Source organism: Haloarcula sp. H-GB5, from assembly GCF_054850705.1.
The window spans coordinates 472,757-493,854 of the sequence record NZ_JBTWBG010000001.1 but is presented as its reverse complement, the minus strand read 5'-3'; the positions used below and the strand labels follow the sequence as shown (position 1 = coordinate 493,854).

Annotated in this window: 22 protein-coding genes and 1 tRNA gene; 14 read left to right on the top strand and 9 right to left on the bottom strand. The window is 62.3% G+C overall.

The features are described 5' to 3' along the window. Positions 1 to 44 precede the first annotated feature (44 nt). From ACYJ11_RS02660 to sufD, 4 genes are all read left to right on the top strand, one after another. Positions 45 to 2,852, top strand: a complete 2,808-nt coding sequence (locus tag ACYJ11_RS02660; RefSeq protein ID WP_461646615.1) for a DNA-directed DNA polymerase — start codon at positions 45 to 47, stop codon at positions 2,850 to 2,852. A 125-nt stretch (positions 2,853 to 2,977) separates the two neighbouring features. After that, positions 2,978 to 3,910, top strand: a complete 933-nt coding sequence (locus ACYJ11_RS02655; protein WP_170097220.1) for an ABC transporter ATP-binding protein — start codon at positions 2,978 to 2,980, stop codon at positions 3,908 to 3,910. A gap of 36 nt (positions 3,911 to 3,946) precedes the next feature. Beyond that, on the top strand, positions 3,947 to 5,377 hold the full coding sequence (gene sufB, locus ACYJ11_RS02650) for a Fe-S cluster assembly protein SufB (RefSeq protein WP_005537802.1): 1,431 nt from the start codon (positions 3,947 to 3,949) through the stop codon (positions 5,375 to 5,377). A 2-nt stretch (positions 5,378 to 5,379) separates the two neighbouring features. Next, positions 5,380 to 6,591: a Fe-S cluster assembly protein SufD gene (gene sufD / locus ACYJ11_RS02645; protein WP_461646614.1), complete on the top strand. Its 1,212-nt coding sequence runs from the start codon at positions 5,380 to 5,382 to the stop codon at positions 6,589 to 6,591. 194 nt (positions 6,592 to 6,785) lie between these two features. On the opposite strand, the gene ACYJ11_RS02640 is transcribed toward sufD, so the two are convergent. Both ACYJ11_RS02640 and ACYJ11_RS02635 read right to left on the bottom strand, forming a co-directional pair. Next, entirely contained in the window at positions 6,786 to 7,004 is a 219-nt protein-coding gene (locus ACYJ11_RS02640) for a hypothetical protein (RefSeq protein WP_461646613.1), read from the bottom strand. Between the two features lie 114 nt (positions 7,005 to 7,118). Next, the gene (locus ACYJ11_RS02635; RefSeq protein WP_461646612.1) at positions 7,119 to 7,325 is read right to left on the bottom strand and encodes an alpha-amylase family glycosyl hydrolase; all 207 of its coding nucleotides are present in this window, start codon (positions 7,323 to 7,325) and stop codon (positions 7,119 to 7,121) included. 248 nt (positions 7,326 to 7,573) lie between these two features. Between ACYJ11_RS02635 and ACYJ11_RS02630 the strand changes: the two genes are divergently transcribed. The 4 genes from ACYJ11_RS02630 (at position 7,574) to ACYJ11_RS02615 (ending at position 9,727) form a co-directional block, all read left to right on the top strand. After that, positions 7,574 to 8,056, top strand: a complete 483-nt coding sequence (locus ACYJ11_RS02630) for a ferritin-like domain-containing protein (protein ID WP_170097222.1) — start codon at positions 7,574 to 7,576, stop codon at positions 8,054 to 8,056. Continuing rightward, positions 8,053 to 8,487 (top strand): metal-dependent transcriptional regulator, encoded by a 435-nt coding sequence (locus ACYJ11_RS02625; RefSeq protein WP_004591305.1) that lies wholly within the window; start codon positions 8,053 to 8,055, stop codon positions 8,485 to 8,487. Before ACYJ11_RS02630 ends, ACYJ11_RS02625 begins: the two co-directional genes overlap by 4 nt. A 59-nt stretch (positions 8,488 to 8,546) precedes the next feature. Further along, a tRNA-Gln gene (locus ACYJ11_RS02620) sits at positions 8,547 to 8,619 on the top strand. A 379-nt stretch (positions 8,620 to 8,998) separates the two neighbouring features. Further along, positions 8,999 to 9,727 (top strand): GNAT family N-acetyltransferase, encoded by a 729-nt coding sequence (locus ACYJ11_RS02615; RefSeq protein WP_461646611.1) that lies wholly within the window; start codon positions 8,999 to 9,001, stop codon positions 9,725 to 9,727. Here ACYJ11_RS02615 and ACYJ11_RS02610 read toward each other — a convergent pair whose 3' ends face one another. Beyond that, the gene (locus ACYJ11_RS02610; RefSeq protein ID WP_461646610.1) at positions 9,728 to 9,925 is read right to left on the bottom strand and encodes a hypothetical protein; all 198 of its coding nucleotides are present in this window, start codon (positions 9,923 to 9,925) and stop codon (positions 9,728 to 9,730) included. It abuts the gene before it with no gap. A gap of 286 nt (positions 9,926 to 10,211) precedes the next feature. On the opposite strand from ACYJ11_RS02610, the gene ACYJ11_RS02605 reads away from it, so the two are divergent. Beyond that, a complete protein-coding gene (locus tag ACYJ11_RS02605) occupies positions 10,212 to 10,928 on the top strand; it encodes an HD domain-containing protein (RefSeq protein ID WP_005537812.1) in 717 nt (238 codons plus the stop codon). Here ACYJ11_RS02605 and ACYJ11_RS02600 read toward each other — a convergent pair. The 3 genes from ACYJ11_RS02600 to ACYJ11_RS02590 form a co-directional block, all read right to left on the bottom strand. Continuing rightward, positions 10,923 to 11,621, bottom strand: a complete 699-nt coding sequence (locus ACYJ11_RS02600; protein ID WP_461646609.1) for a LysE family translocator — start codon at positions 11,619 to 11,621, stop codon at positions 10,923 to 10,925. The genes ACYJ11_RS02605 and ACYJ11_RS02600 overlap by 6 nt on opposite strands. A 37-nt stretch (positions 11,622 to 11,658) precedes the next feature. Then, positions 11,659 to 12,549, bottom strand: a complete 891-nt coding sequence (locus ACYJ11_RS02595) for a coiled-coil protein (RefSeq protein ID WP_004957913.1) — start codon at positions 12,547 to 12,549, stop codon at positions 11,659 to 11,661. A gap of 266 nt (positions 12,550 to 12,815) precedes the next feature. Beyond that, positions 12,816 to 14,660, bottom strand: coding sequence for a glycoside hydrolase family 2 protein (locus ACYJ11_RS02590; RefSeq protein WP_461646608.1), 1,845 nt, complete (start codon positions 14,658 to 14,660; stop codon positions 12,816 to 12,818). Positions 14,661 to 14,768: 108 nt separating this feature from the next. Between ACYJ11_RS02590 and ACYJ11_RS02585 the strand changes: the two genes are divergently transcribed. Further along, positions 14,769 to 14,942: a hypothetical protein gene (locus tag ACYJ11_RS02585; RefSeq protein ID WP_461646607.1), complete on the top strand. Its 174-nt coding sequence runs from the start codon at positions 14,769 to 14,771 to the stop codon at positions 14,940 to 14,942. Positions 14,943 to 14,968: 26 nt separating this feature from the next. Further along, positions 14,969 to 15,400 carry a DUF371 domain-containing protein gene (locus ACYJ11_RS02580; RefSeq protein ID WP_461646606.1) on the top strand — a complete coding sequence of 144 codons (432 nt, stop codon included), beginning with the start codon at positions 14,969 to 14,971 and terminating at the stop codon, positions 15,398 to 15,400. An 87-nt stretch (positions 15,401 to 15,487) separates the two neighbouring features. On the opposite strand, the gene thsA is transcribed toward ACYJ11_RS02580, so the two are convergent. Then, entirely contained in the window at positions 15,488 to 17,047 is a 1,560-nt protein-coding gene (gene thsA / locus ACYJ11_RS02575; protein ID WP_461647362.1) for a thermosome subunit alpha, read from the bottom strand. A 175-nt stretch (positions 17,048 to 17,222) separates the two neighbouring features. Here thsA and ACYJ11_RS02570 point away from each other — a divergent pair, with 175 nt between their 5' ends. Then, positions 17,223 to 18,032 carry an amidohydrolase family protein gene (locus ACYJ11_RS02570; RefSeq protein ID WP_461646605.1) on the top strand — a complete coding sequence of 270 codons (810 nt, stop codon included), beginning with the start codon at positions 17,223 to 17,225 and terminating at the stop codon, positions 18,030 to 18,032. 46 nt (positions 18,033 to 18,078) lie between these two features. Here the strand turns inward: ACYJ11_RS02570 and ACYJ11_RS02565 are convergent, their stop codons facing one another. Both ACYJ11_RS02565 and ACYJ11_RS02560 read right to left on the bottom strand, forming a co-directional pair. Then, positions 18,079 to 18,984 carry a glycosyltransferase family 2 protein gene (locus ACYJ11_RS02565; RefSeq protein WP_461646604.1) on the bottom strand — a complete coding sequence of 302 codons (906 nt, stop codon included), beginning with the start codon at positions 18,982 to 18,984 and terminating at the stop codon, positions 18,079 to 18,081. 93 nt (positions 18,985 to 19,077) lie between these two features. After that, a complete protein-coding gene (locus tag ACYJ11_RS02560) occupies positions 19,078 to 19,782 on the bottom strand; it encodes a class I SAM-dependent methyltransferase (RefSeq protein ID WP_461646603.1) in 705 nt (234 codons plus the stop codon). Positions 19,783 to 20,030: 248 nt separating this feature from the next. On the opposite strand from ACYJ11_RS02560, the gene ACYJ11_RS02555 reads away from it, so the two are divergent. Beyond that, positions 20,031 to 20,300, top strand: a complete 270-nt coding sequence (locus ACYJ11_RS02555; protein WP_005537824.1) for a MarR family transcriptional regulator — start codon at positions 20,031 to 20,033, stop codon at positions 20,298 to 20,300. Between the two features lie 9 nt (positions 20,301 to 20,309). After that, the gene (locus ACYJ11_RS02550) at positions 20,310 to 21,095 is read left to right on the top strand and encodes an MBL fold metallo-hydrolase (RefSeq protein WP_461646602.1); all 786 of its coding nucleotides are present in this window, start codon (positions 20,310 to 20,312) and stop codon (positions 21,093 to 21,095) included. The last annotated feature ends 3 nt before the right edge of the window (positions 21,096 to 21,098 follow it).

Sequence of the window (21,098 nt, the reverse complement as noted above, 5' to 3'; positions counted from 1 at the left end):
CGACCGTCGGTGTTTTTATGCGGCATCTCGAAACACGGCTAAGAATGAGTGACGGGACCCAGGGCACGCTGGGGGACTTCGAGCAAGACGCGGAGGAGGACCGCCCGGTCGCCGACGAAGCGGCGGCCATCGCGGGCAACGGTGGGAGCGATAGCGGGGACACGAGCGTTGTCGACATCGACGAGCGGCAGTTCCCGCCGGTCGAGGAGACCGTCGAGTTCGTCGTCACACAGGTCGACTACACCATCGAGGGACAGGGCGACGACGAGTTCCCAGTCGTCCACGTCTTCGGACGCACCGACGACAACGAGCCGGTCCATGCGCGTGTTTTCGATTTCCAACCCTACTTCTACGCACCGACCGACAGCGTCACCGAGGACGAACTCCGCCAGTACGACAGCATCAGCGGGTGGGAAGAAGCCGACGGGGACGGCGAACCCTACGAATCGATTCGCGGCGAGCGCCTGACGAAGATATTCGGCCAGACGCCGCGCGACGTGGGACAGATCCGTGACGACTTCGACCACTACGAGGCAGACATCCTCTTTCCCAACCGCCTGCTCATCGACAAAGACATCACGAGTGGCGTTCGCGTCCCTGCCCGCGAACTCGACGATGGGAGTCTGAAGGTCCATCACGAGGAGGTTCGGCCGGTCGAGGCCCACGCCGACCCGCGAGTCAACACCTTCGATATCGAGGTTGACGACCGCCATGGCTTCCCCGAGGACGGCGAGGAGCCGATAATCTGTCTCACCTCCCACGACTCCTACCGCGACGAGTACGTCGTCTGGCTATACGAGTCCCCCGACGGCATCAACGGCCCCGAGGCACTGGCCGGCTACGACCCGATTCGGGAGGACTTCGAGGCCGACGTGCGTGTCTTCGACGAGGAGGAGGCCATGCTGGAGGCGTTCGTCGACTACATCGTCGACACCGACCCGGACGTACTGACGGGCTGGAACTTCGATGACTTCGACGCGCCGTACTTCCTCGACCGCCTGGAGGAACTCCAGAGCTACAACCACGACTTCGACCTCCAGATAGACCGCCTCTCGCGGGTAGACGAGGTCTGGCGCTCAGGCTGGGGCGGCCCGGATATCAAAGGCCGTGTCGTCTTCGACCTCCTCTATGCCTACAAGCGCACCCAGTTTACCGAACTCGAATCCTACCGTCTCGACGCCGTCGGCGAGCAGGAACTCGGTGTCGGCAAGGAGCGGTACACCGGCGACATCGGTGACCTCTGGGAGCAGGACCCCGAGCAGTTGCTGGAGTACAACCTCCGGGACGTGGAGCTCTGTGTCGAACTCGACCGCGAGCAGGACATCATCGACTTCTGGGACGAGGTCCGCACCTTCGTCGGCTGTAAACTGGAGGACGCGACGACGCCCGGCGACGCCGTCGACATGTACGTCCTCCACAAACTCCACGGCGAGTTCGCGCTCCCCTCGAAGGGCCAGCAAGAGAGCGAGGACTACGAGGGTGGCGCAGTGTTCGACCCCATCACGGGCGTCCGCGAGAACGTCACTGTGCTGGACCTGAAGTCGCTGTACCCGATGTGCATGGTGACGACCAACGCCAGCCCGGAGACGAAAGTCGATCCGGAGATCTACGACGGCGACACTTACCGCGCGCCCAACGGCACCCACTTCCGAAAGGAACCGGACGGCGTCATCCGGGAGATGGTCGATGAACTCCTCTCAGAGCGCGAGGAGAAGAAGGCCGAGCGAAACAGCTTCGACCCGGACAACCCCGAGTACGAGCGCTTTGACCGCCAGCAAGCAGCGGTGAAGGTGATAATGAACAGCCTGTACGGCGTTCTGGGATGGGACCGCTTCCGGCTCTACGACAAGGAGATGGGTGCGGCGGTCACTGCCACCGGTCGGGAGGTCATTGACTACACCGACGAAGTCGTCGCGGACGAAGGGTATGAGGTCGTCTACGGCGACACCGACTCCGTCATGCTCCAACTCGGAGATATCGGCCCGGATGATGTCGACGGGGACGCGACGGTCACCGACGAGATGCGCGAGAAACACCCAGAGATGGGCGACGACGAACTCGAACTCGTCGCTGCGACCATCCAGAAGGGATTCGAACTGGAGGAGACGATCAACGACTCCTACGACGAGTTCGCGATGGAGCGGCTCAATGCGAGTGAGCACCGATTCCAGATAGAGTTCGAAAAGCTCTACCGGCGGTTCTTCCAGGCCGGCAAGAAGAAGCGCTACGCGGGTAACATTGTCTGGAAAGAGGGCAAACACGTCGACGACATCGACATCACCGGGTTCGAATACCAGCGGTCCGATATCGCGCCGATCACGAAGCGGGTCCAGAAGGAGGTCATCGACCGTATCGTTCGCGGCGAGGACGCCGAGTCCATCAAGCAGTACGTCAGCGACGTTATCGAGGACTACCAGGACGGCAACGTCAACTACGACGACGTTGGCATTCCCGGCGGCATCGGGAAGAAACTCGACAACTACGACACCGACACCGCGCAGGTTCGGGGCGCGAAGTACGCCAACCTCCTGCTGGGGACGAACTTCCAGAGCGGCTCAAAGCCGAAGCGACTGTATCTCGACCGGGTCCACTCGGACTTCTTCCAGCGCATCGAGAAAGAAGAAGGGCTGGACCCCCAGCGGGACCCGCTGTACGGCGAGTTCCGGCGGGACCCCGATGTGATCTGTTTCGAGTACGCGGACCAGATTCCCGAGGAGTTCGAGATCGACTGGGACAAGATGCTGGATAAGACGCTGAAAGGGCCGATTGCCCGCATTCTGGAGGCAATGGATATCTCTTGGGAGGAGGTCAAGTCCGGGCAGGAACAGACGGGACTCGGGAGCTTCATGTAACCCACAGAAAGCAGGTGGTTACTGCTGCAAGAAATATTGTTTCTATATACAGAAGTTGAGTTCACGGCAATGCGAAAGCTTCATGGGTGAAACGTACCTTCTTTCGGTTGACCTAAGAGATACCTATGGCTAAACTCGAAATCAACAATCTCCACGCAGAAGTCGCAGAAGAGGACGGTGAGACGATTCTCCGCGGTGTCGACCTCGAAGTCGAGTCCGGCGAGATCCACGCGCTGATGGGTCCCAACGGCTCGGGCAAGTCGACGACGGCGAAGATCATCGCCGGCCACCCCGCCTACGAGGTAACCGACGGCGAAGTACTCATCCACCTCGAAGAGGACGAGTTCGGTGACGAAGAGATCCCGGAGGATCTCCGAACCTGGAACCTCCTCGACCTCGAACCGAACGAGCGCGCTGCGCTCGGCATCTTCCTCGGCTTCCAGTACCCGGCCGAGATCGAGGGCGTCACAATGGTGAACTTCCTCCGCACCGCGCTCAACGCCAAGCTCGAAGAACGCGAAGAGCTCTTCGAGGACGACGACGAGGAAGACGAAGCCGACGCAGAGGGTGGCGACACCAACGAGGACGCCGCCGGCTACGACACCTCCCCGATGGAGGGCAACGTCGAAGAGGGCGAAATCGGCGTCGCCGAGTTCCAGGAAATCCTTCAGGAGAAGATGGAGCAACTGGACATGGACGAGAAGTTCGCGTCCCGGTATCTCAACGCTGGCTTCTCGGGCGGCGAGAAGAAGCAGAACGAAGTCCTCCAGGCCGCGATCCTCGAGCCCTCCGTTGCCGTGCTCGACGAGATCGACTCCGGGCTGGACATCGACCGACTGCAGGACGTCTCCAACGGGATCAACGCGCTCCGCGACGAGCAGGGCGCGGGTATCCTTCAGATCACCCACTACCAGCGCATCCTCGACTACGTCGAACCCGACCACGTCCACGTGATGCTTGACGGCCAGATTGCCACCTCCGGTGGCGCAGAACTCGCCGAAAAGCTCGAAGACGAAGGGTACGACTGGGTCCGAGAGGAAGCCTACGAGGCCGCGTAACGCCCTTCCGTACACAGCGATAACACTACACACACTATGAGCTCAGATCAAGACCACCTCAAAGAGACCGACACCGAGAAGCGCTTCGAGTTCAAGAAGGAGGAGAAGTCCGCCTTCGAAGCCGAGAAGGGCCTTACGGAGGAGACCATCCGGGTCATCTCCGAAGACAAGGACGAGCCCGAATGGATGCTCGAACGCCGTCTGCGCGCACTCGAGCAGTTCCACGAAATGCCGATGCCGGACGGCTGGCCGGGCGCGCCCGACCTCTCCGAGGTCGACGTCGACGAGATCGTCCCGTACATCCGTCCCGATATCGAGACCCGCGGCGGGGTTGACGACTGGAACGACCTCCCCGAGGAGATTCAGGACACTTTCGACAAGCTCGGCATCCCGGAAGCCGAAAAGAATGCCCTCTCGGGCGTCGGCGCGCAGTACGAGTCCGAGATTGTCTACCAGAACATGCAGGAGCGCTGGGAAGACAAGGGTGTCATCTTCTGTGACATGGACAAGGCTGTCCAGGAACACGAAGACATCCTCAAAGAGTACTTCATGACCAAGGCCGTGCCGCCGAGCGACAACAAGTTCGCGGCGCTACACGGCGCTATCTGGTCCGGCGGGTCGTTCGTTTACGTCCCCGAGGACACCACGGTTGATATGCCCGTACAGGCGTACTTCCGCATGAACTCCGACGGCATGGGCCAGTTCGAGCACACGCTCATCATCGCCGAGGAGAACTCCGAAGTCCACTACATCGAGGGCTGTTCCGCCCCGAAGTACTCCGAGTTCAACCTTCACTCCGGCGGCGTGGAAGTGTTCGTCAAGGAGAACGCCCACGTTCAGTACTCGACCGTCCAGAACTGGTCGAAGAACACGTACAACCTCAACACCAAGCGCGCCATCTGCGAGGCCGACGGTACGATGGAGTGGGTTTCAGGGTCGATGGGCTCGAAGGCCACGATGCTGTACCCCTCCACCGTTCTCAAGGGGCCGGGCGCGACGGACAACCACATCACCATCGCCTTCGCCGGCGAGGGTCAGGACATCGACACGGGCGCGAAGGTCTACCACAACGCCCCCGAGACGAAGTCCACCATCGAGTCCAAGTCCATCAGCAAGGACGGCGGCCGCACGAACTACCGCGGTCTCGTCCACATCGCCGACGGAGCCGAGGACTCCTCGACCTCCGTCGAGTGTGACGCGCTGATGTTCGACAACGAGTCCACGTCGGACACGATGCCGTACATGGAGATTCAGGAGTCCAAGGTCGACGTTGCCCACGAGGCGACCGTCGGCAAGATCGGCGACGAGGACGTCTTCTACCTCCAGTCCCGCGGACTGGACGACGACGACGCCAAGCAGATGATCGTCGCCGGCTTCATCGAGCCGATCACGGAGGAACTGCCGATTGAGTACGCCGTTGAGCTGAACCGCCTCATTGAGCTTGAGATGGAGGGGTCGCTCGGATAACCATGAGTACGCAGGTACACGCCAATCTCACAGAGACCCAGGTGGAACAGATTTCAGACGACCTCGGCGAACCCGAGTGGCTGCTCGAAACCCGGAAAGACGCGCTCGCGGCGCTCGACGAGCTTGACATGCCGGACGTCATCCGGACGCCGGGTCGCACCTGGACGAACCTCGACGCGCTCGATTACGAGTCCCTAGTCGACCCGCTCGACTACGCACAGGACAAGGACCGCATCGATGCCGAAGGCGTCGAGGTACTGTCCTGGAGCGAGGCGCTCGACGAGCACGCGGACCTCGTCAAGGAACACTTCGGCAGCATCGTCGACCCACAGCGGGACTACCTCACTGCGCTGTCGACGGCTCTGTTCTCCGCCGGGACCGTCGTTTACGTCCCCGAAGGTGTCGATGCCGAGGACGTGAAGATCCGGACGACGATGAACAGCCAGTCGCTGTTCAACTACACGCTCGTCCTCGCAGAGGAGTCCTCGTCGGTGACGATTCTCGAACGCCAGGGGACCGGCGAAACGACCGATGCCGATCAGTACTACTCCGGTATCGTCGAGGTCGTCGCCGAGGAGAACGCCTACGTCCAGTACGGCGCGCTCCAGAACCTCTCAGAGGAGACCTACAACTTCCAGGTCAAGCGCGGCCACGCCGACACCTACGCCACGGTCAACTGGATCGACGGCAACATCGGCTCCCGCCTGACCAAGTCCAACGTCGAGACGCGACTGCTAGGTGACTCCTCCGAGTCACAGATTCTGGGTGCATTCTTCGGCCACGAAGACCAGCACTTCGACATCGCGTCGCGTGTCTGGCACGAGGCCGAACACACCATCGCCGACCTCGTCACCCGCGGTGTCCTCGACGACGACGCCCGCTCGGTGTACGAGGGCGTTCAGGACGTCGGCCGAGAGGCCTGGGACACGTCGTCCTACCAGCGTGAGAACACGCTCATGCTCTCCGACGATTCCGAGGCCGACGCGTCGCCGAAGCTCATCATCAACAACCACGACACCGAAGCCTCCCACTCCGCGACGGTCGGGCAGGTCGATCAAGAGGACATGTTCTACATGACCTCTCGCGGTGTCGACCCCGAGAGCGCGAAGAATATGCTCGTCGAAGGGTTCTACGTCCCGGTACTCGAAGAGGTGGAGGTCGACGAACTCCGCGAGGACCTCGACCAGCTCATCTACGAGCGTCTGCGAGAGTAATCGCCCGATTACTCTCGCAGGCTCACCAGAACTTGCTCTGATGGTGTCTTCGGGAGTGAACGGTAGCGAACGACCGAAGGCTCAAAAGAACTCGTTCTTTTGATGTCTTCGGGAGTAGCGAGGTCCGTAGCGACTTCGAACGTTGCGTGACGAGTTCGGTTCTGTCGCCTTTTGTATCCGGTCGCGTGCAGCGGTCACCAGTCGCTCTTGTCGCCGCGAAGCCAGACGTAGTCACACGAGTCCAGCAGGAAGGTGACGCCGCCGTCTTCGATGTGGTAGCCACCGTCGCCGAGTTTCTTCGACGTGTCGGCATCAGGGACCTCCCACTGAAGGACGGATTTGCGGGACTCGTCGGAGAAGTTGTGGGCGAAGATGAACGCGGTGTCGTCGGTGTCGACGCGGTGGATGAGCACGTCCTTGTGGCCGGACTCGGCGAGGTGAAGGTCGCCGTCGCTGAGTTCGGGGTTGCGCTTGCGGGCCGCGATGATGTGCTGGATGCGCGACAGCAGCGAGTCAGGATCGCCCTGCTAGTCGGCGACGTCGTACCCGTTGTCCCGGAGCGGACTTGGGTAGAACGGTCGGAGCCAGAGGCAGGTGACGCTGAGGTCCTCAATGTAGTCGAGCTTCTCGATGAGGCCCTGGAAATCGCCCCAGCCGTCGCCGTCGCTGTCATTGAACGTCTTTACGTCCAGTGTGTAGATGACCGCGTCCTCGTGCCAGCCACGTTCTACCATCGGTCGTGTGTGCTATCGAGTCCCATCCTCTGGTAGTTTCGGGTGGTCACCGGCCCACAACTCGAGTCGGGTGGTCGCGACAGCGGCCGAGAGTTTCGCCCTCTCCGTTGAATCACATTGGGGGGCCTTCGGGGCGACGCAGCCACGGGACCGACAGGGAATGGGCCCGACGACAGGGAACCGCTTAAGTCCAGCCCTCCCCGAACTACGTGTATGACTGCAGCACAGCGCCGATTGGGGGTGTTGCCGTGAGTCTCACACAGCCGGTGGCGTCCGACCATCAGCTCGCCCGGCTGCTACAGATCGGTATCGTCTTGGAAGAGGTCGTCGAGGCACGGTCGGCCAAGCACGCCGAGGAAACGGGTGAAAAACATGAACAGGCTGTACTCGATCTCCTCGAACACGCCGAGACCGAGTCCGCCGAGCACCGCCGGCAACTGGAGGCGCTCATTGACGACCTCGAAGCGGACACCGTCCCCTTCGAGGAGATCGAGATGCTTGTCGAGGCCCAGTACGAAGCCGACGAGGACTTCGACGGCGTGCTGTACGACCAGCTCTGTAACGAGGAGACGGCGTACAAGTTCTATGACGACCTCATCGACGCGATCGAGGCGTCGGACGTGACATTTACCATTGACCGCGAGCGGCTGCTGGCCGTGCTGTCGGATATCCGCGAGGACGAGGCGGAGGGTGTCGAAGACGTGACCGACCTGATGGAGGACTACCAATGAACACGCAGGCCCAATATCTGAAAGCGATCTATCTCACGCAACAGCAAGAAGACGGTCCGGCATCCACCGGCGACGTGGCCGATATGCTCGATGTCAGCCCGGCTAGCGCCAACGAGATGATCGGCAAACTCGAAAACCGAGGGCTGCTGAACCACGAGAAGTACAAGGGCGTCGACCTCACCGACGACGGGATCGCACAGGCTCGCGAGGCGCTCCAGAACTACTGCATTATCGAGCGGTTCCTCATCGAAGTGCTCGAGGTCGAGGAGTTCCGGGCCGAGGCAAAACAACTGGAGGGTGTCATCGACGAAACGGTCGCTGATCGCCTCGATACGATCATCGACCGCGAACCGCAGTGTCCGGACTGTTTCGACCCCGAGGGCGATGTCTGTGGCCTGCTCGAAGTCGAGGCCGAAGTCACCAGCGACTGACCGCCCGCTCTCGAAGCGTTCAAGTGCGTTCCGTCGATTATTCCGAATACAGTAAGTGCAGTCCCGTGGTGTAGTGGCCAATCATAAGGGCCTTTGGAGCCCTTGACGGCGGTTCGAATCCGCCCGGGACTATTCTGTCCGAACAGTGTGAAGACGAATAGCGGCAGGTGGATTCGAAACAGGGAGTGGAGCAACGTGGAACGACCGCGGTTCGAATCCGCCCGGGACTACTTTTGTCGCAAATAACTTCAAGAGCGACAAATGTGCAGCTGATTCGAAGCACGTCACGAGTGGAGCGAAGTGACGGCGGTTCGACTCCGCTCGGACTGTACACGACCTGAAGTCGAACAGCGCCCGCATTCCGGTACGACGCGACAGCGAGTGGACAGGAGTCAGTCACAAGCCGGCTGAGGCCACAATTCGCAGTGTCCCTGTATGAATAGCCTAACGAGTGTCCCAAATTCTGACATCGAACTGTAGATTTATGATGTTCCGTGCCAACTAGTGGCATATGAAAATCAGAGAGGCAGTGTCGTCGGACCGGCCGGCTATCCGTGACGTGGCGCGTCGCTCGTTGGAGGCGTCGTATTCGCTGGGACCGAAGGCGATTACGAGCGCGATCGAGGAGTGGTACGACGAAGAGCGCATCGAGGAAGTGCTCGACGATGAGAGTAATCGGTTGATTCTCGTCGGCGAGCAGGATGGGCAGGTGGTCGGCCTCTCCGAGAGTGTTCTATCAGGAGATAGTATCGGGACGATTCTCTGGCTGCACGTCGACCCGGCGTACCGTGGCGAGGGTATCGGGTCAGCGTTGTTCGACGAGACTCACGGGGAACTCCATGACCGGGGTGCTGAGACACTCCAAGGGCGCGTGTTGGCCGACAACGTCGAAGGGAACAGCTTCTACGAGGACCGCGGTTTCGAGCGCGCCGGCACGGGTGAAGTCGACATCGCCGGACGGACCTATGTCGAGAACCTCTACACCGACGCCGACGAACTTGGCCGCGAACGGATAACCGACGACGGCCGGACAGTCTACGTCGATCACAACAACCACGAGTCCGGGTCGATGGCGCCGTTCCACGTGGTCCACGTCACAGAAGAGGGCAGCGACCGCTACGGGTACTTCTGCAGTAACTGTGAGACACTGGCGAACGCGATGGACTCGATGGGTCGCATCGAATGTGACAATTGCGGGAACGTTCGCAAGCCGATGCGCTGGGACGCCGCCTACCTATAATTACGGCGGCGACTGCCCTCCCCTGCGCTGTGACGATTCCTGCCTGTTCGCCGGGACCAGTATCAGCTTGTAGTACAGTCCGAACAGACACAGGGCAATACCGATGCCAACGAGGACATCAGTCATCGCATGTTCGTTCGCCGCGTGGGTCACGATCGACACATCGCCGACGGGCGTGTGGAGTGGCTGGAGAGGCATATGTACCGATTTATCTATTAGCTGTAAAAAGCCGGACTAATGTTCCCAGCCGCTGAGAACCAGCTGCGGCTGTCGCCCGACAGAGACCTCACCTGACATGGAATCGGGGACAGTGATGGCGGCTGTCCGCCGCTCGGACACCTGCTCCGAAGACCGGTTTTGCGACGCTGTTTGTATCCAGAAACGCCGGGTGTGGCAGCCGTTCTCCCTGTCGTAACGCTAAAGAGTCGAACGTACGTCTATATGTGTAAGATGAATATCGAAATCCGTCTCCGGAGGTGGTGCTGTGGGCGTCGAGATTAGGGAGTCACCTGTCTCAGCCGACGCGTTCGAGGAAATGAAGGAGTTCGTCCACGACTACCTCGCGGCGAGCGTCGAAAACGAAGAAGAAGGCGGTCGCATGCGCTGGTACCCGTGGCACTCCGCGGAGTATCGCTTCAACCACATCCTCAACGTCGTCGACATCGCGACAAAAATCGCCCGCAAGGAAGGGGCGAACGTGGACGTGACTCGCGTGGCAGCCTTGTTTCACGACATCGCGAAACTGGAAGCCGAACAGGACCTCCACGCGGAAGCCGGCGCGCGGATCGCACGCGAGTATCTGCGGGCACACGGTGACTACCCCGAATCATTTATCGAGCAGGTCTGCGCCGCCGTCGATGCCCACTCGTATCAGGGGCCGCTGGACGATCTACCCCTGGAAGTGCAGTGTCTCATCGAAGCGGATATCCTAGACAAGGTCGGCGCGAACGGGACCGCCCTGATGTTGCTGCGTATGGGCTATGAATCCCGGACGCACATGGATGCGGCCGAGATGGTCGACCGTGTTATCGAGCGCGGCGAAGACGCGCGCGAGCGTGTCCAGAGCGACACCGCCGAGTCCATCGTCCATCAGCGGCTCAAGCGGACCCGCTGGTTCCAGGAGTGGCTAACGATGGAAGTCGCCGACATGGCTGTCGAAGACGACCTCGACGACGTAGCGACCGGGATGGGCGACTCATAGCGCCCGCAGCAGGAACAGAACGCCAGTCCCGGCGAGAACAGCGGCGCTAACCCACGCGATTAGCGGCGCGAGCCGCTCGATACGCGTTCTCGCGGCGACAATCGCCGCCGGAAATCCCGTAATCCAGAGGCCGATCCCGCCGAAAAACCCTCCTAACAGCACCGGATGACCGGTTTGTATTGTTAGCGTGTCAGTCCCGACCGCAGGCACGTACGACGACACGTCGACCACACCGGGTTCGAGGAGGCCGATGCCGACGGTGAGCCAGAAGATGACCTGATAGGGATTTGTCAGCGCCAAGACGAGGGCCTTGCGAAAGCCACGGCTATCCCCGGCAGTGACCGACGAGTCCCCCTCGGTCACGACCGTATTGGCTTCCTGAACTGCGCCGTACGCGAACCAGAGCATCAGGAGCCCGCCGGCACCGACCATCACGCGTTGAACGCCCGGCGTCTCGGTGATGACTGTGGCGGCACCGAGCACGGCGAGCACGAGAAAACAGGCGTCGGCAGTCATCGCGCCGAGGCCGGCAAAGAAGCCAGCCCGCCAGCCCCGCAGTGCGCTCTCCTCGGCGATAACGGCGTTCATCGGGCCCGGCGGCGCGGCGAGTGCGAGGCCGAACAGGACCCCACCGAGGGCTGTCGGGACGAGCGAGAGTGCGCCGAGCTGGAGCAGGCCGAGTGAGTGATGCATCTATTGTCAGTGAAAACAGAGAGAAAATCCTGCAGAGTTACAGCTTGCCGGCCTTCTGGAGCTTCATCAGGTCCTCGGTGTCGAGGGTTTCGCCTTCCTTGAACTTCTGATAAATTTCCTCGGCTTCCTCGCGAGCGGCTTCCTGCTTCTCCTCGCGCTGGGAGCGCTCCTGCTCTTCTTCCTTCTTGTCGAGTTCGCGGAGGCGCTTCTGGACGCGGACGAAGTCCTCGTGGTGCTGGTCGGCCGCTTCCTGCGCGTCGACGAACTCCTCGTGCTTCTCGTCGGCCTCGTCACGGATCTCGTCGGCCTCGCGATAGGCCTCGATCATCTCGTTGTGGTGCTTCTGGGCCTCGTCAGCCAGTTCCGTGACCTTCTGGTGGTGCTTTGAGGCTTCCGAGCGGACCTCTTCCGCTTCCTCTTTGAGCTCTTCGAGGTCGCCGCCCTGATCGAGCTTCTCCTGTTTCTCCTGGAGCTTCTCGCGTTTGGTCTCGATCTTCTCGATGAGCTCTTTCTCGTCTTCCGAGGAGAGCACTTCGGTCTGTTGCTTGAACTCGAGGTCTTCGATCTCCTCTTTGAGTTGTTCGACCGACGTGCCCTCGTCGAGTTCGAGGTCGTTTTTCAGGTTATCGACCTTGTCGAACAGCTCGTTTGCTTCCGCATTGAGCTCGTTGCGCTGGTCCTTGTGCTCTTGGACCTGTTCGTTGAGCTCGTCGCGCTTCTCGCGGTGTTCCTGCGCTTCGTCGACCTTCTCGCGAGTCTTCGCGTTCAGGTCGTCGCGAGCGGAGGCCCGCTCGGACGCCATCTGGTTCAGCTCGTTTCGTCGGTCGCGGAGCTGGCCGGCGAGTTTGATGAGCTCGCCTTTCGATTTGTTTTCGAGATCCTCTTCGGTTACTGTAACGTTCTTTGATTCGTCTATCGAGTCTGCCATTGTTGAATCCTCTATGCCATCACCGCTTCAGCACAGACAGTCGGCCCACTACTGAGGGGCTGACACCAATAACAAGGGTTCCCTCTCATGTTGGGCTGAAAGCGATACTGCCTGAACGCGGAAGCGTTCTGGTGTCTACAAATAGAGGTGGATATTGTTTAAACATTCCGGTGCATTGAATACCGCGTCAACGTCTCACACGCCATATTTCAGGGGTGAGACGGCCACTATCGCATCGAGTTTCCATGGCATATCACGCACCTGTATTACTCGCTAATACGATACTCGTTCTTGACGACAGTCTGGCCGTCGGTGGCTGCAAGCGTCACATCGTCACCAGCTGAAAGGGTGAGCGTGTCGACGGTGACGCGTGCAAACGGACCGACAGTGTGCTCGGCCTGTTCGCGATCCCCGTTGCAGTCCCACTCCACGGTGAGGTCCGCTTTTTCTGGACGGTCGTGGAGGACAACGATATCCCGCTCACCGGGCGTTGCATCCGAGAGCATCACCTGTGTGGGCTCGTAGCTGTCGGCGAGACCACTAAAAGCCGCCTTCTCGGAACCATCCTCGGCGAGCAGTCCCATGCCGGCGTCACCGACATCTCGGAGGCTGTCCACGACGATGAGCGGCGCGTTGCGTTGACGGAGCGTTTCGGCAACCTCGCGGACGACATCGGCCTGATACGTCTGCGATGCTTCGATTCCACCGTCGACGTGGCGGTCGTGGCAGGCGCTATCGAACCCAGGACTGTCGCTCGGGTCCGGCGTTCCTAGCGAACCGGCGCCAAAGCCGGCGACGACGTCGCCAACGTCGAACTGCGAGCAGAGCCACGGGAGGTCGGCCGTGTCGCCGTATCGCCAGCCCGGATACAGCGTGACCGCATCGGGGTCGATTCCGGGGGGGCCGACGACTGGGAACGTCGGGACGGAGTCGACGGCCGACGCCACCGATGTGGCGTCCGCGTCGCCGTAGCTAGCCCGCCAGGCACGCCATCGAAAGCGAAGTCGGTCGAGAAAGCCCGATCCCAGCCCATTGGCGTACGACGGCACCGGCTCGTCGTGGACGCCGACCGCGGCGAAACTAGGATGCTGTGCGTAGGTCGCAGTGAGCCGTGCTGCGAGACCTTGCCCTCGCTCCGTGTCGAACGACCCGGGGCCGGAAAGTGGGAGGTCCTGCCAGAGCAGGACGCCGTGGTCGTCACAGGCCCGGGCCACTTCGGGCGGCGTCCCCTGCGCCCGTACCCGAACCAGATTTGCATTGGCGTCGACGGCCCGCTCGACGTCCTCCGCGGTCGGGTCCAGCAGTGTCACGCCGCGAACCGGCACGTCTTCGCCGTTGACCTGCAGGCCATCGTCGTACGAGACGGTACGCAGTCCCGTCGTCACCGAGTGTTCGTCGTCGCCGAGTTTTGCCCTGAGCACGTAGCGGGACTGGTCGCCGCGGTCGTGGGGCCACCACAGCGACGGGTCGCGCACGTCCATCGTGTAGGTCACCGTCGTTGTCGCTTCGTCGGTCGAGACACGGGCGCGGTCCATCATCCCGCCGCCACGAACGTCACCCTCCGGCCGGAGCGAGAGTGTAATCCGGTCGTCGAGTGGCTCCGCAGTCAGGACGGTCGCCGACACGTCCACCGTCGCGTCGGTCACGTCTTCTTCCGATAGCTGTGGCTGGACCGAGAGTTCGCTCACACACGGGTCGGGTCGGGTTTCGAGGGTCGCGTCCCACCAGATGCCCGGAACGCAGCGTTCCGGCGGCAGCTGATCGGTCGCGTGTAGACCGCCGAAGCGGTCCTCCGGCGCACGACACTCCACGACGATCCGGTACTCCTCGCTCTCGGGGAGTCGGACCCGGAGCGGCTCGAAGTAGGCGTCATGACTCGTGAGCAGATCGCCGTTGCACCACACGCGTGTGTGCGCGTAGGTTCCATTCAGTACGAGCAGGGCGTGTGCGTCGCTCTCGCCCCGCGGGTCCGAGAACGTCGTTTCGTAGGCCACGGCCTCGGCGCCGGCGAACTGTTCGGGCCGGCCGGGCACCGATACCGGCTCCCACGACTCCGGGGACGGCATCTCGTCGTCCGGCGCAACCGCCGCGCCGCGCCACTCCAGCGACATACCTTGTGGCCCGTTCCCCGAGGGCATATCCTTTGCCCCACGCCTTCACTTTCACTTTCACTCCGGGGATGGCTCGCTTTGACATAGGTAGCCACCTACTATCCAGATATGCTCACCCAACTGCACGAGGCGGCGACACCGACCTGCGAGGCCCAGCACTGCGAGCGCCCGCTCGGCGAGCCAGCGCTGGTGTTCGAGACTGAGGCCGGCCGCCGCGAGGCCTACGAGTGCGCCTGCGGTGCGGTGACGGTTACCGTCGCCCGGTCGGAGTCGTCCCGCTGAAGTACGCCCGGCAGTGATCGGGAGGTATGACACTTGAGGAGGTGGTCCACGCACAGGGCCACGAGAACGTTTCCGGCGAGCACGCGAGCACGCTGGAAGTGACGAGCGACGACTTCCTGACTCCTGCAGGTGACTGTATTCTGGCTATCGAAGCCGACCGCGTCCCTGCCGACTTCGACAGCGAATTCGTGACGGCCTGTCAGAGCACTGACGCGACGATTACGGCGACTATCGAGGCCGGCGACCACACCGTTACGGTGGCCGGAACCGGCCACCCCGACCTGTCCTTCGAGAACGACCGTAGCCACGTCCTGCGGACGAGTGACTACGTCGACGACCGGACGGTGATGGTAAACGCCGACGCGGCAGCCGGCGACGTGGACCGGGACCTCGTCGACGCGCTCGCTGACGGCCACGATGCGACGCTGACGCTGTCTGTCGAACCGAGTGGCGACTGAGCGGTAGTTTCTACAGCGGTCGCGCCGCTCTCTGGCGCAGTCAAAAGAAAACAGGTTGTGAACACTCGCGACGAGACGCTCGAGTCTCTAACTCGACGAGATGACGTCGTCGATGCGGACGATCATCGTCGCCGCCTCGGTGGCGGAGTCGACCGCTTCGCGCTTGACAGCGGCGGGGTCGAGGATGCCGTAGTCGACGGGGTCACCGACGACGCCGGTCTGGCCTTCGCTGATGATGCCAGCGATGCCCTCGCTCTCGTGTTCGGCGCGGAGGTCGACGAGCGCGTCGATGGCGTCGAGACCCGTGTTCTCCGCGAGGGTGCGGGGCAGCACGTCGACGGCGTCGGCGAACGCTTCGACGGCGAGCTGCTTGCGGCCCTCGATGGACGCCGCTTCGGAGCGGATGTGGTCGGCGATGGCGATCTCGGTCGCGCCTGCGCCGGGGACCACACCGCCAGCGTCGAGCGCGGCGATGACGGTGTCGAGCGCGTCGTTGAGCGCGCGTTCGAGTTCGTCGACGACGTGTTCGGTGGAGCCGCGAGCGATGACCGTGACGGACTCGGCGGTCGCGCCGCCGGTGATGAACGTCACGTCGTCATCGCCCTGCTTCTCGACGTCGACGCTGTCGGCGTGGCCGAGCGCGTCCTCGTCAAGGGATTCGAGCGAGCCGACGCGCTTTGCGCCGGTAGCCTCGACAATGTCTTTGGCGGTCGAGGAGCTGATGCTGTCGGCGACGAAGACGCCTTCCTTGGCGAGCTGGGAGGCGACGCGGTCGGCAACATCCTCAGTGACGAACGCGACGTCAGCGCCGCTTTCGAGGACATCCTCGGCGTAGCCCTGCAGTTCGCCCTCTTCGGCGTCGAGTGCGGCGTTGAGCTGGTCGACGCTGGAGACGTTGTACTCGGCGTCGATGTTGCTCTCGCGGACGTCGAGCTCGGTGTCGATGACCGCGATGGACGCGTCCTCGACCGAGGTCGGCATGTTGTCGTGGACGGCCGTCTCGTCGACGATGACGCCCTCGACAAGCTTGGTCGCGGAGGAAGCCGCACCCGTCTGGGTGTGGACTTCGATGTTGTCCCGGCGAACGCCGTTGTCGCTCTTGGCGTGGCGGACGGCGTCGACAACGACTTCGGCAAGTTTCTCGGCCTCGACGTCACCGGTGCCCTTGCCGGTCATCGAGGATTCGGCGACTTCGACGAGCGTCTCGTCGTCGAGGTCGACGTCGAGGACGATCTCGTTGATGGCGTCCTGTGCGAGTTCAGCCGCGGCGGAGTACCCCTCGACGATTGTTGTCGGGTGGACGTCGTCGTCAAGCAGGTCTTCGCCCTTCGTCAGCAGTTCCCCGGCCAGCACGGACGCCGTCGTCGTTCCGTCGCCCACTTCGTCCTCCTGAGTCTGGGCGACTTCGACGATCATCTGGGCCGCAGGGTGTTCGATGTCCATCTCGGAGAGGATGGTCGCCCCGTCGTTGGTGATGACCACATCACCATCGTCGGAGACGAGCATCTTGTCCATGCCGCGGGGACCGAGCGTGGTCCGTACAGACTCGCTTACGGCCTTTCCGGCGGAGATGTTCGATGACTGTGCGTCCTTCCCGTGTGTGCGCTGGGCGTCCTCATCAAGGATGAAAAGAGGCTGGCCGCCCATGCGTCGCTGGCCAGATGACATATGTGTTGAACCTCACTTAAGACAAGGCAAGCGGTTCTATATAAAACTTTCTAACGGCGTAGACCACTCGTCGGGCGACAGCGCCGTGCTGTCCCTGTAATCCCGGCCGGACCTACACACCTTTTAATATGGGTGTATACACACCGTATAGTAGATGCTGGAGTTGGAGCACGGCTTTCGCGTCGTCGACGTGCACGCACGGCTGGAACCCGACGAGCAGCGCCGACCCCGAGACGGCATGGGTGACCCGGAGCAACTGGAGCGGGAGATGCACCAGGCCGGCGTCGTCCGCTCCGTCGTCTTCCCCGGCGAACGAGACGGCTCGTATCTGAAAGCGAACAACGCCGTCGCCCGGATGACCGTCGAGCGGCCGATGGTGGCCTTCGCCAGAGTCAACGGCTCTCGGGCTCCGGGGACCGGCCCCGGATCGACGCTCCGCAACCTCGCAAATAGCCGCACGGAGGCCCACACTTCCCCGGAGGACATCGAGCAGTACGCCTACGACGACCGGTTCTACGGCTTCAAGCTCCATCCGCCGACCGACGGGTTGCCAGACGAGGACGTGCTTGCAGAACTAGAGTCAGTATCGCTGCCCGTCATCGTCCACGGCGGCGAAGGCTTCCAGCCCGAAGCCGTCGCCGAATCGCTATTGACGTACGACTTCCCAGTCATCCTCTCACATTTCGGCGCACATCCCCTCCGGAAGGACCTGATGGAACGAGCCATCGATCTGCTGGAGGGCCACGACAATCTGTATCTCGATACCAGTGCGGTCCGCTACCGGGGGCCGATGGAACGGGCAGTTCTGGAACACCCCGACCGCGTCCTCTTCGGGAGTGGTGTCCCCAGCGTCCACCCGAACGTGGCCGTGATGGAGATTCTGACGCTGGACGTCCCCGAAGACGCGATGCGCAAGGTGTTCTCGAACAATCCAAACCGCGTCATCGAGGCGCTGGCCCCCTGATTGCCGACTACTCTCGTTCCGGTCGAACGGTTGCGGCCAGTATCGGCTACCGCCAGTCGTACACAGTTACTGCGCGGTCCGCACGCGCGGACCGACCGTTCGGATTCCGGCGGGGCGTCCGGTCGGTCACTCGTGCCCGGACGCCGTCGACGATTCCTGACCCGACGCCGCCGAACACGTCCTGCCCGTTGCCGAGCCACTGCGACGGCGTCGTCTCCCCGCGCACGACATCGACCAGTGCGTCCTTCGCGTCACCGACTGCGTGGCTGAGGATTCGCCGTACCACGGTCGGGCGAACGTTGTAGTTCTTCACCAGCCGATACGCGAGCGAGCGGTACTTCCAGTTCCAGTCGGTCTCCGTGATGCCGCCGTCGGCCTCGAACTCGCGGCTGACACACATCTCTGTGCGCCAGTCGACGTCGTACTCACTGGCGGCCATCCGGTGTGCGAAGTCCCGGGCGCTGCCAACGTTCAGGTACTCGTCGAACCCGTCGAGAGCTTCCAGCACTTCCGCGTCGAACGCGACGTTGCCGGGGTTGAAATACGTCACGTCGCGGCCGGCTATCGTCCGTGTTTCCTCTGTCTCGGTCGTCATCCCGGCCCACAGTTGCTGGTGTGTCGGCCCGGTGATGGCCTGAGTTGCCCCCGAAAGCCCGGTTCTCACGGCGTCAGCCCAGCCGGATTCGACCGAGAGCGACTGATGGACGAGGGCGATAACGTCCCCTGTCGCTCGGTCGATCCCGGCATTGCGGGCGACTGTGACCGAGCGGTCGGCGATTTCGACAAGAATAGACACGTCGTCCCGGTCGCGAATCATGCCAGTCGTGCCGTCGGCTGACGGGCCGTTGACGACGATCACTTCGGCATCCGGGACCTGCTCGGTGAGTGCGTCCAGACAGCCGGCCAGCTCTTCCCGGCCGTTCAGCGTCGGGACCACTACCGAGATATCCATACCTCTGGGTAGGACGGCGAAGGCGCTTAAAAGTCGCGGGAGACGGACGCGGACTTCCCGATACAGAAAACGGGTCGTTCGAGCCGCGGTACGCTACACGTGGGTGTTCCAGTACGACACCGAGGCCAGCTTTTCGCCGAGGGGCGTACCGCCGAGCGCCGTATCGAGCGACCGGAACGAGGCGGCCAGTTCGTTCGGAATCTTCCGATAGAACCCGTACGGAAGCAGCCAGTCGTGGTTCGCGTCGGTCAGTTCCAGTCCGGCCCCGTCCAGCAGCCGGTCGATCTCCCAGCGAGAGTAGAGCCGCGACCCCATCGGGAGCGCCCAGTTGTATATCGACCGGGTCGAAAACCGGTTGAAGGTATCGAAGAAGACCTGCTCCTTCGAGACGCGGCGCATCTCCGCGAGGAATGCCGCCGGCGTATCCGCCAGATGGAAAAAGCGCATCGCAAACACGGTGTCGAAATGGTCGTCCGGGAACGGCAGCCGGGCCGCGTCGCCTCGCATGAACTCGACGTGGTCGTCGACATCAGTCGCCTGTGCTTTCTCGCGGCCCTGCTGGAGCATCGGTCCTGAGATGTCCAGCCCGGTGATGTTCGCACCGCGCTCGGCCAGCATCACGGTGAACCGTCCGGTCCCGCAAGCTACTTCCAATACGTCCTTGTCAGCCACAGGGCCGATCGCGTCGAGGACGGCCTGCTTCTCGCGTCGGTCGATCAGCCGACCGCCGCGGGAGAACCGCTTGGCCTCGTACTCTTCGGCCACGGTGTCGGCCTGATACCACTCCTGCCCTTTCACGGTGTATTGCTCACCCCGCGGGGGATAAAACGATACTGGAATCCCCTTTCATCGGTCGGGCTGTTTTCCAGTCAGGCTAGACCCGCTCGCGCTCTCGACCTGATAGTTCTGGGCGTACCTTCTGGATAGCGACTGGAACCACACGACGGCGGCTCTGTATAAGGACACATTAAACACTTCATAGAATCTGTATTGTTTGGTCATGCATATAGCCAAGTTTTACCAGTAAGTCTGGAATATCAGCTACTATGAGCGCATTAACTGAAAACGCTGCACCGGCACCATTCACCGACGAGGAGTTCCGCGACACGCTGCGTGAACTCCCACCGAGCGCGAAGCTCGTCGCGAAGGTGCTGGAAGACGATGCTCCGCTGTCCCAGGGCGACTTGGCCGAGAACTCGCTACTCCCGGACCGCACTGTCAGGTATGCTCTGAACCGCCTGGAGGAGTCCGATCTGGTAGACTCGCGGTACAGCTTCACTGACGCACGCAAACAGGTTTATTTCCTCACGGTCTGACCTGCCGACATGGACTGGCAGCGGGCCGACGTGTCCGTCCCGACACGGGCACCGACCGGCAGCACGGCAGCATACGTTTGCGGCGACGAGGCGGCTCTTCTCGTAGACCCCGCGGCGACGGATGATGCGCTCGATTCGCTTCTCAGTGACCGTACCCTCGCCCACATTGCGCTCACACACTATCACCCTGACCACGCCGGTGCCGTCGCACAGTACGCCAGAGAGACGAACGCGACGGTCTGGGCGCGCCGTGGCCGGGCAGCCGCATTCGAGGCTGCGACCGGTGTCACCCCTGACAAACTGTTCAGCGACGGAACGGCGATTCCGACCGATGCTGGCCCGGTGACCGTCCTCGACACGCCGGGCCACGCGCCGGAGCACGTCGCCTTCGCAACCGACGGGACCGTCGTCTCCGGCGACCTCGCTGTCGCCGAGGGTAGCGTCGTCGTCGGCGCACCCGAGGGCGACGTTCGGGCCTACCTCGCGTCGCTGCGTCGTCTCCACGCAAGAAACCCCAATGCACTGTTGCCAAGCCACGGACCGCGTATTGAGGCCCCACGGGAGACCTGTGTGCGCCTCATCAATCACCGACTGGAACGCGAGCGACGTGTTCGGCGGGCTGTCGACGAGGGAGCCGACACCCTCGACGACATCCTCGACGCCGCCTACGACAAGGACCTCACTGGCGTTCGCGACTTGGCCCGCGGGACAGTACTGGCCCATCTGGAAAAACTGGCCGTTGAGGGCGCTGTTTCGTGGGACGGCCAGCGGGCCGCACCGAATCCAGCGGAGTGACGC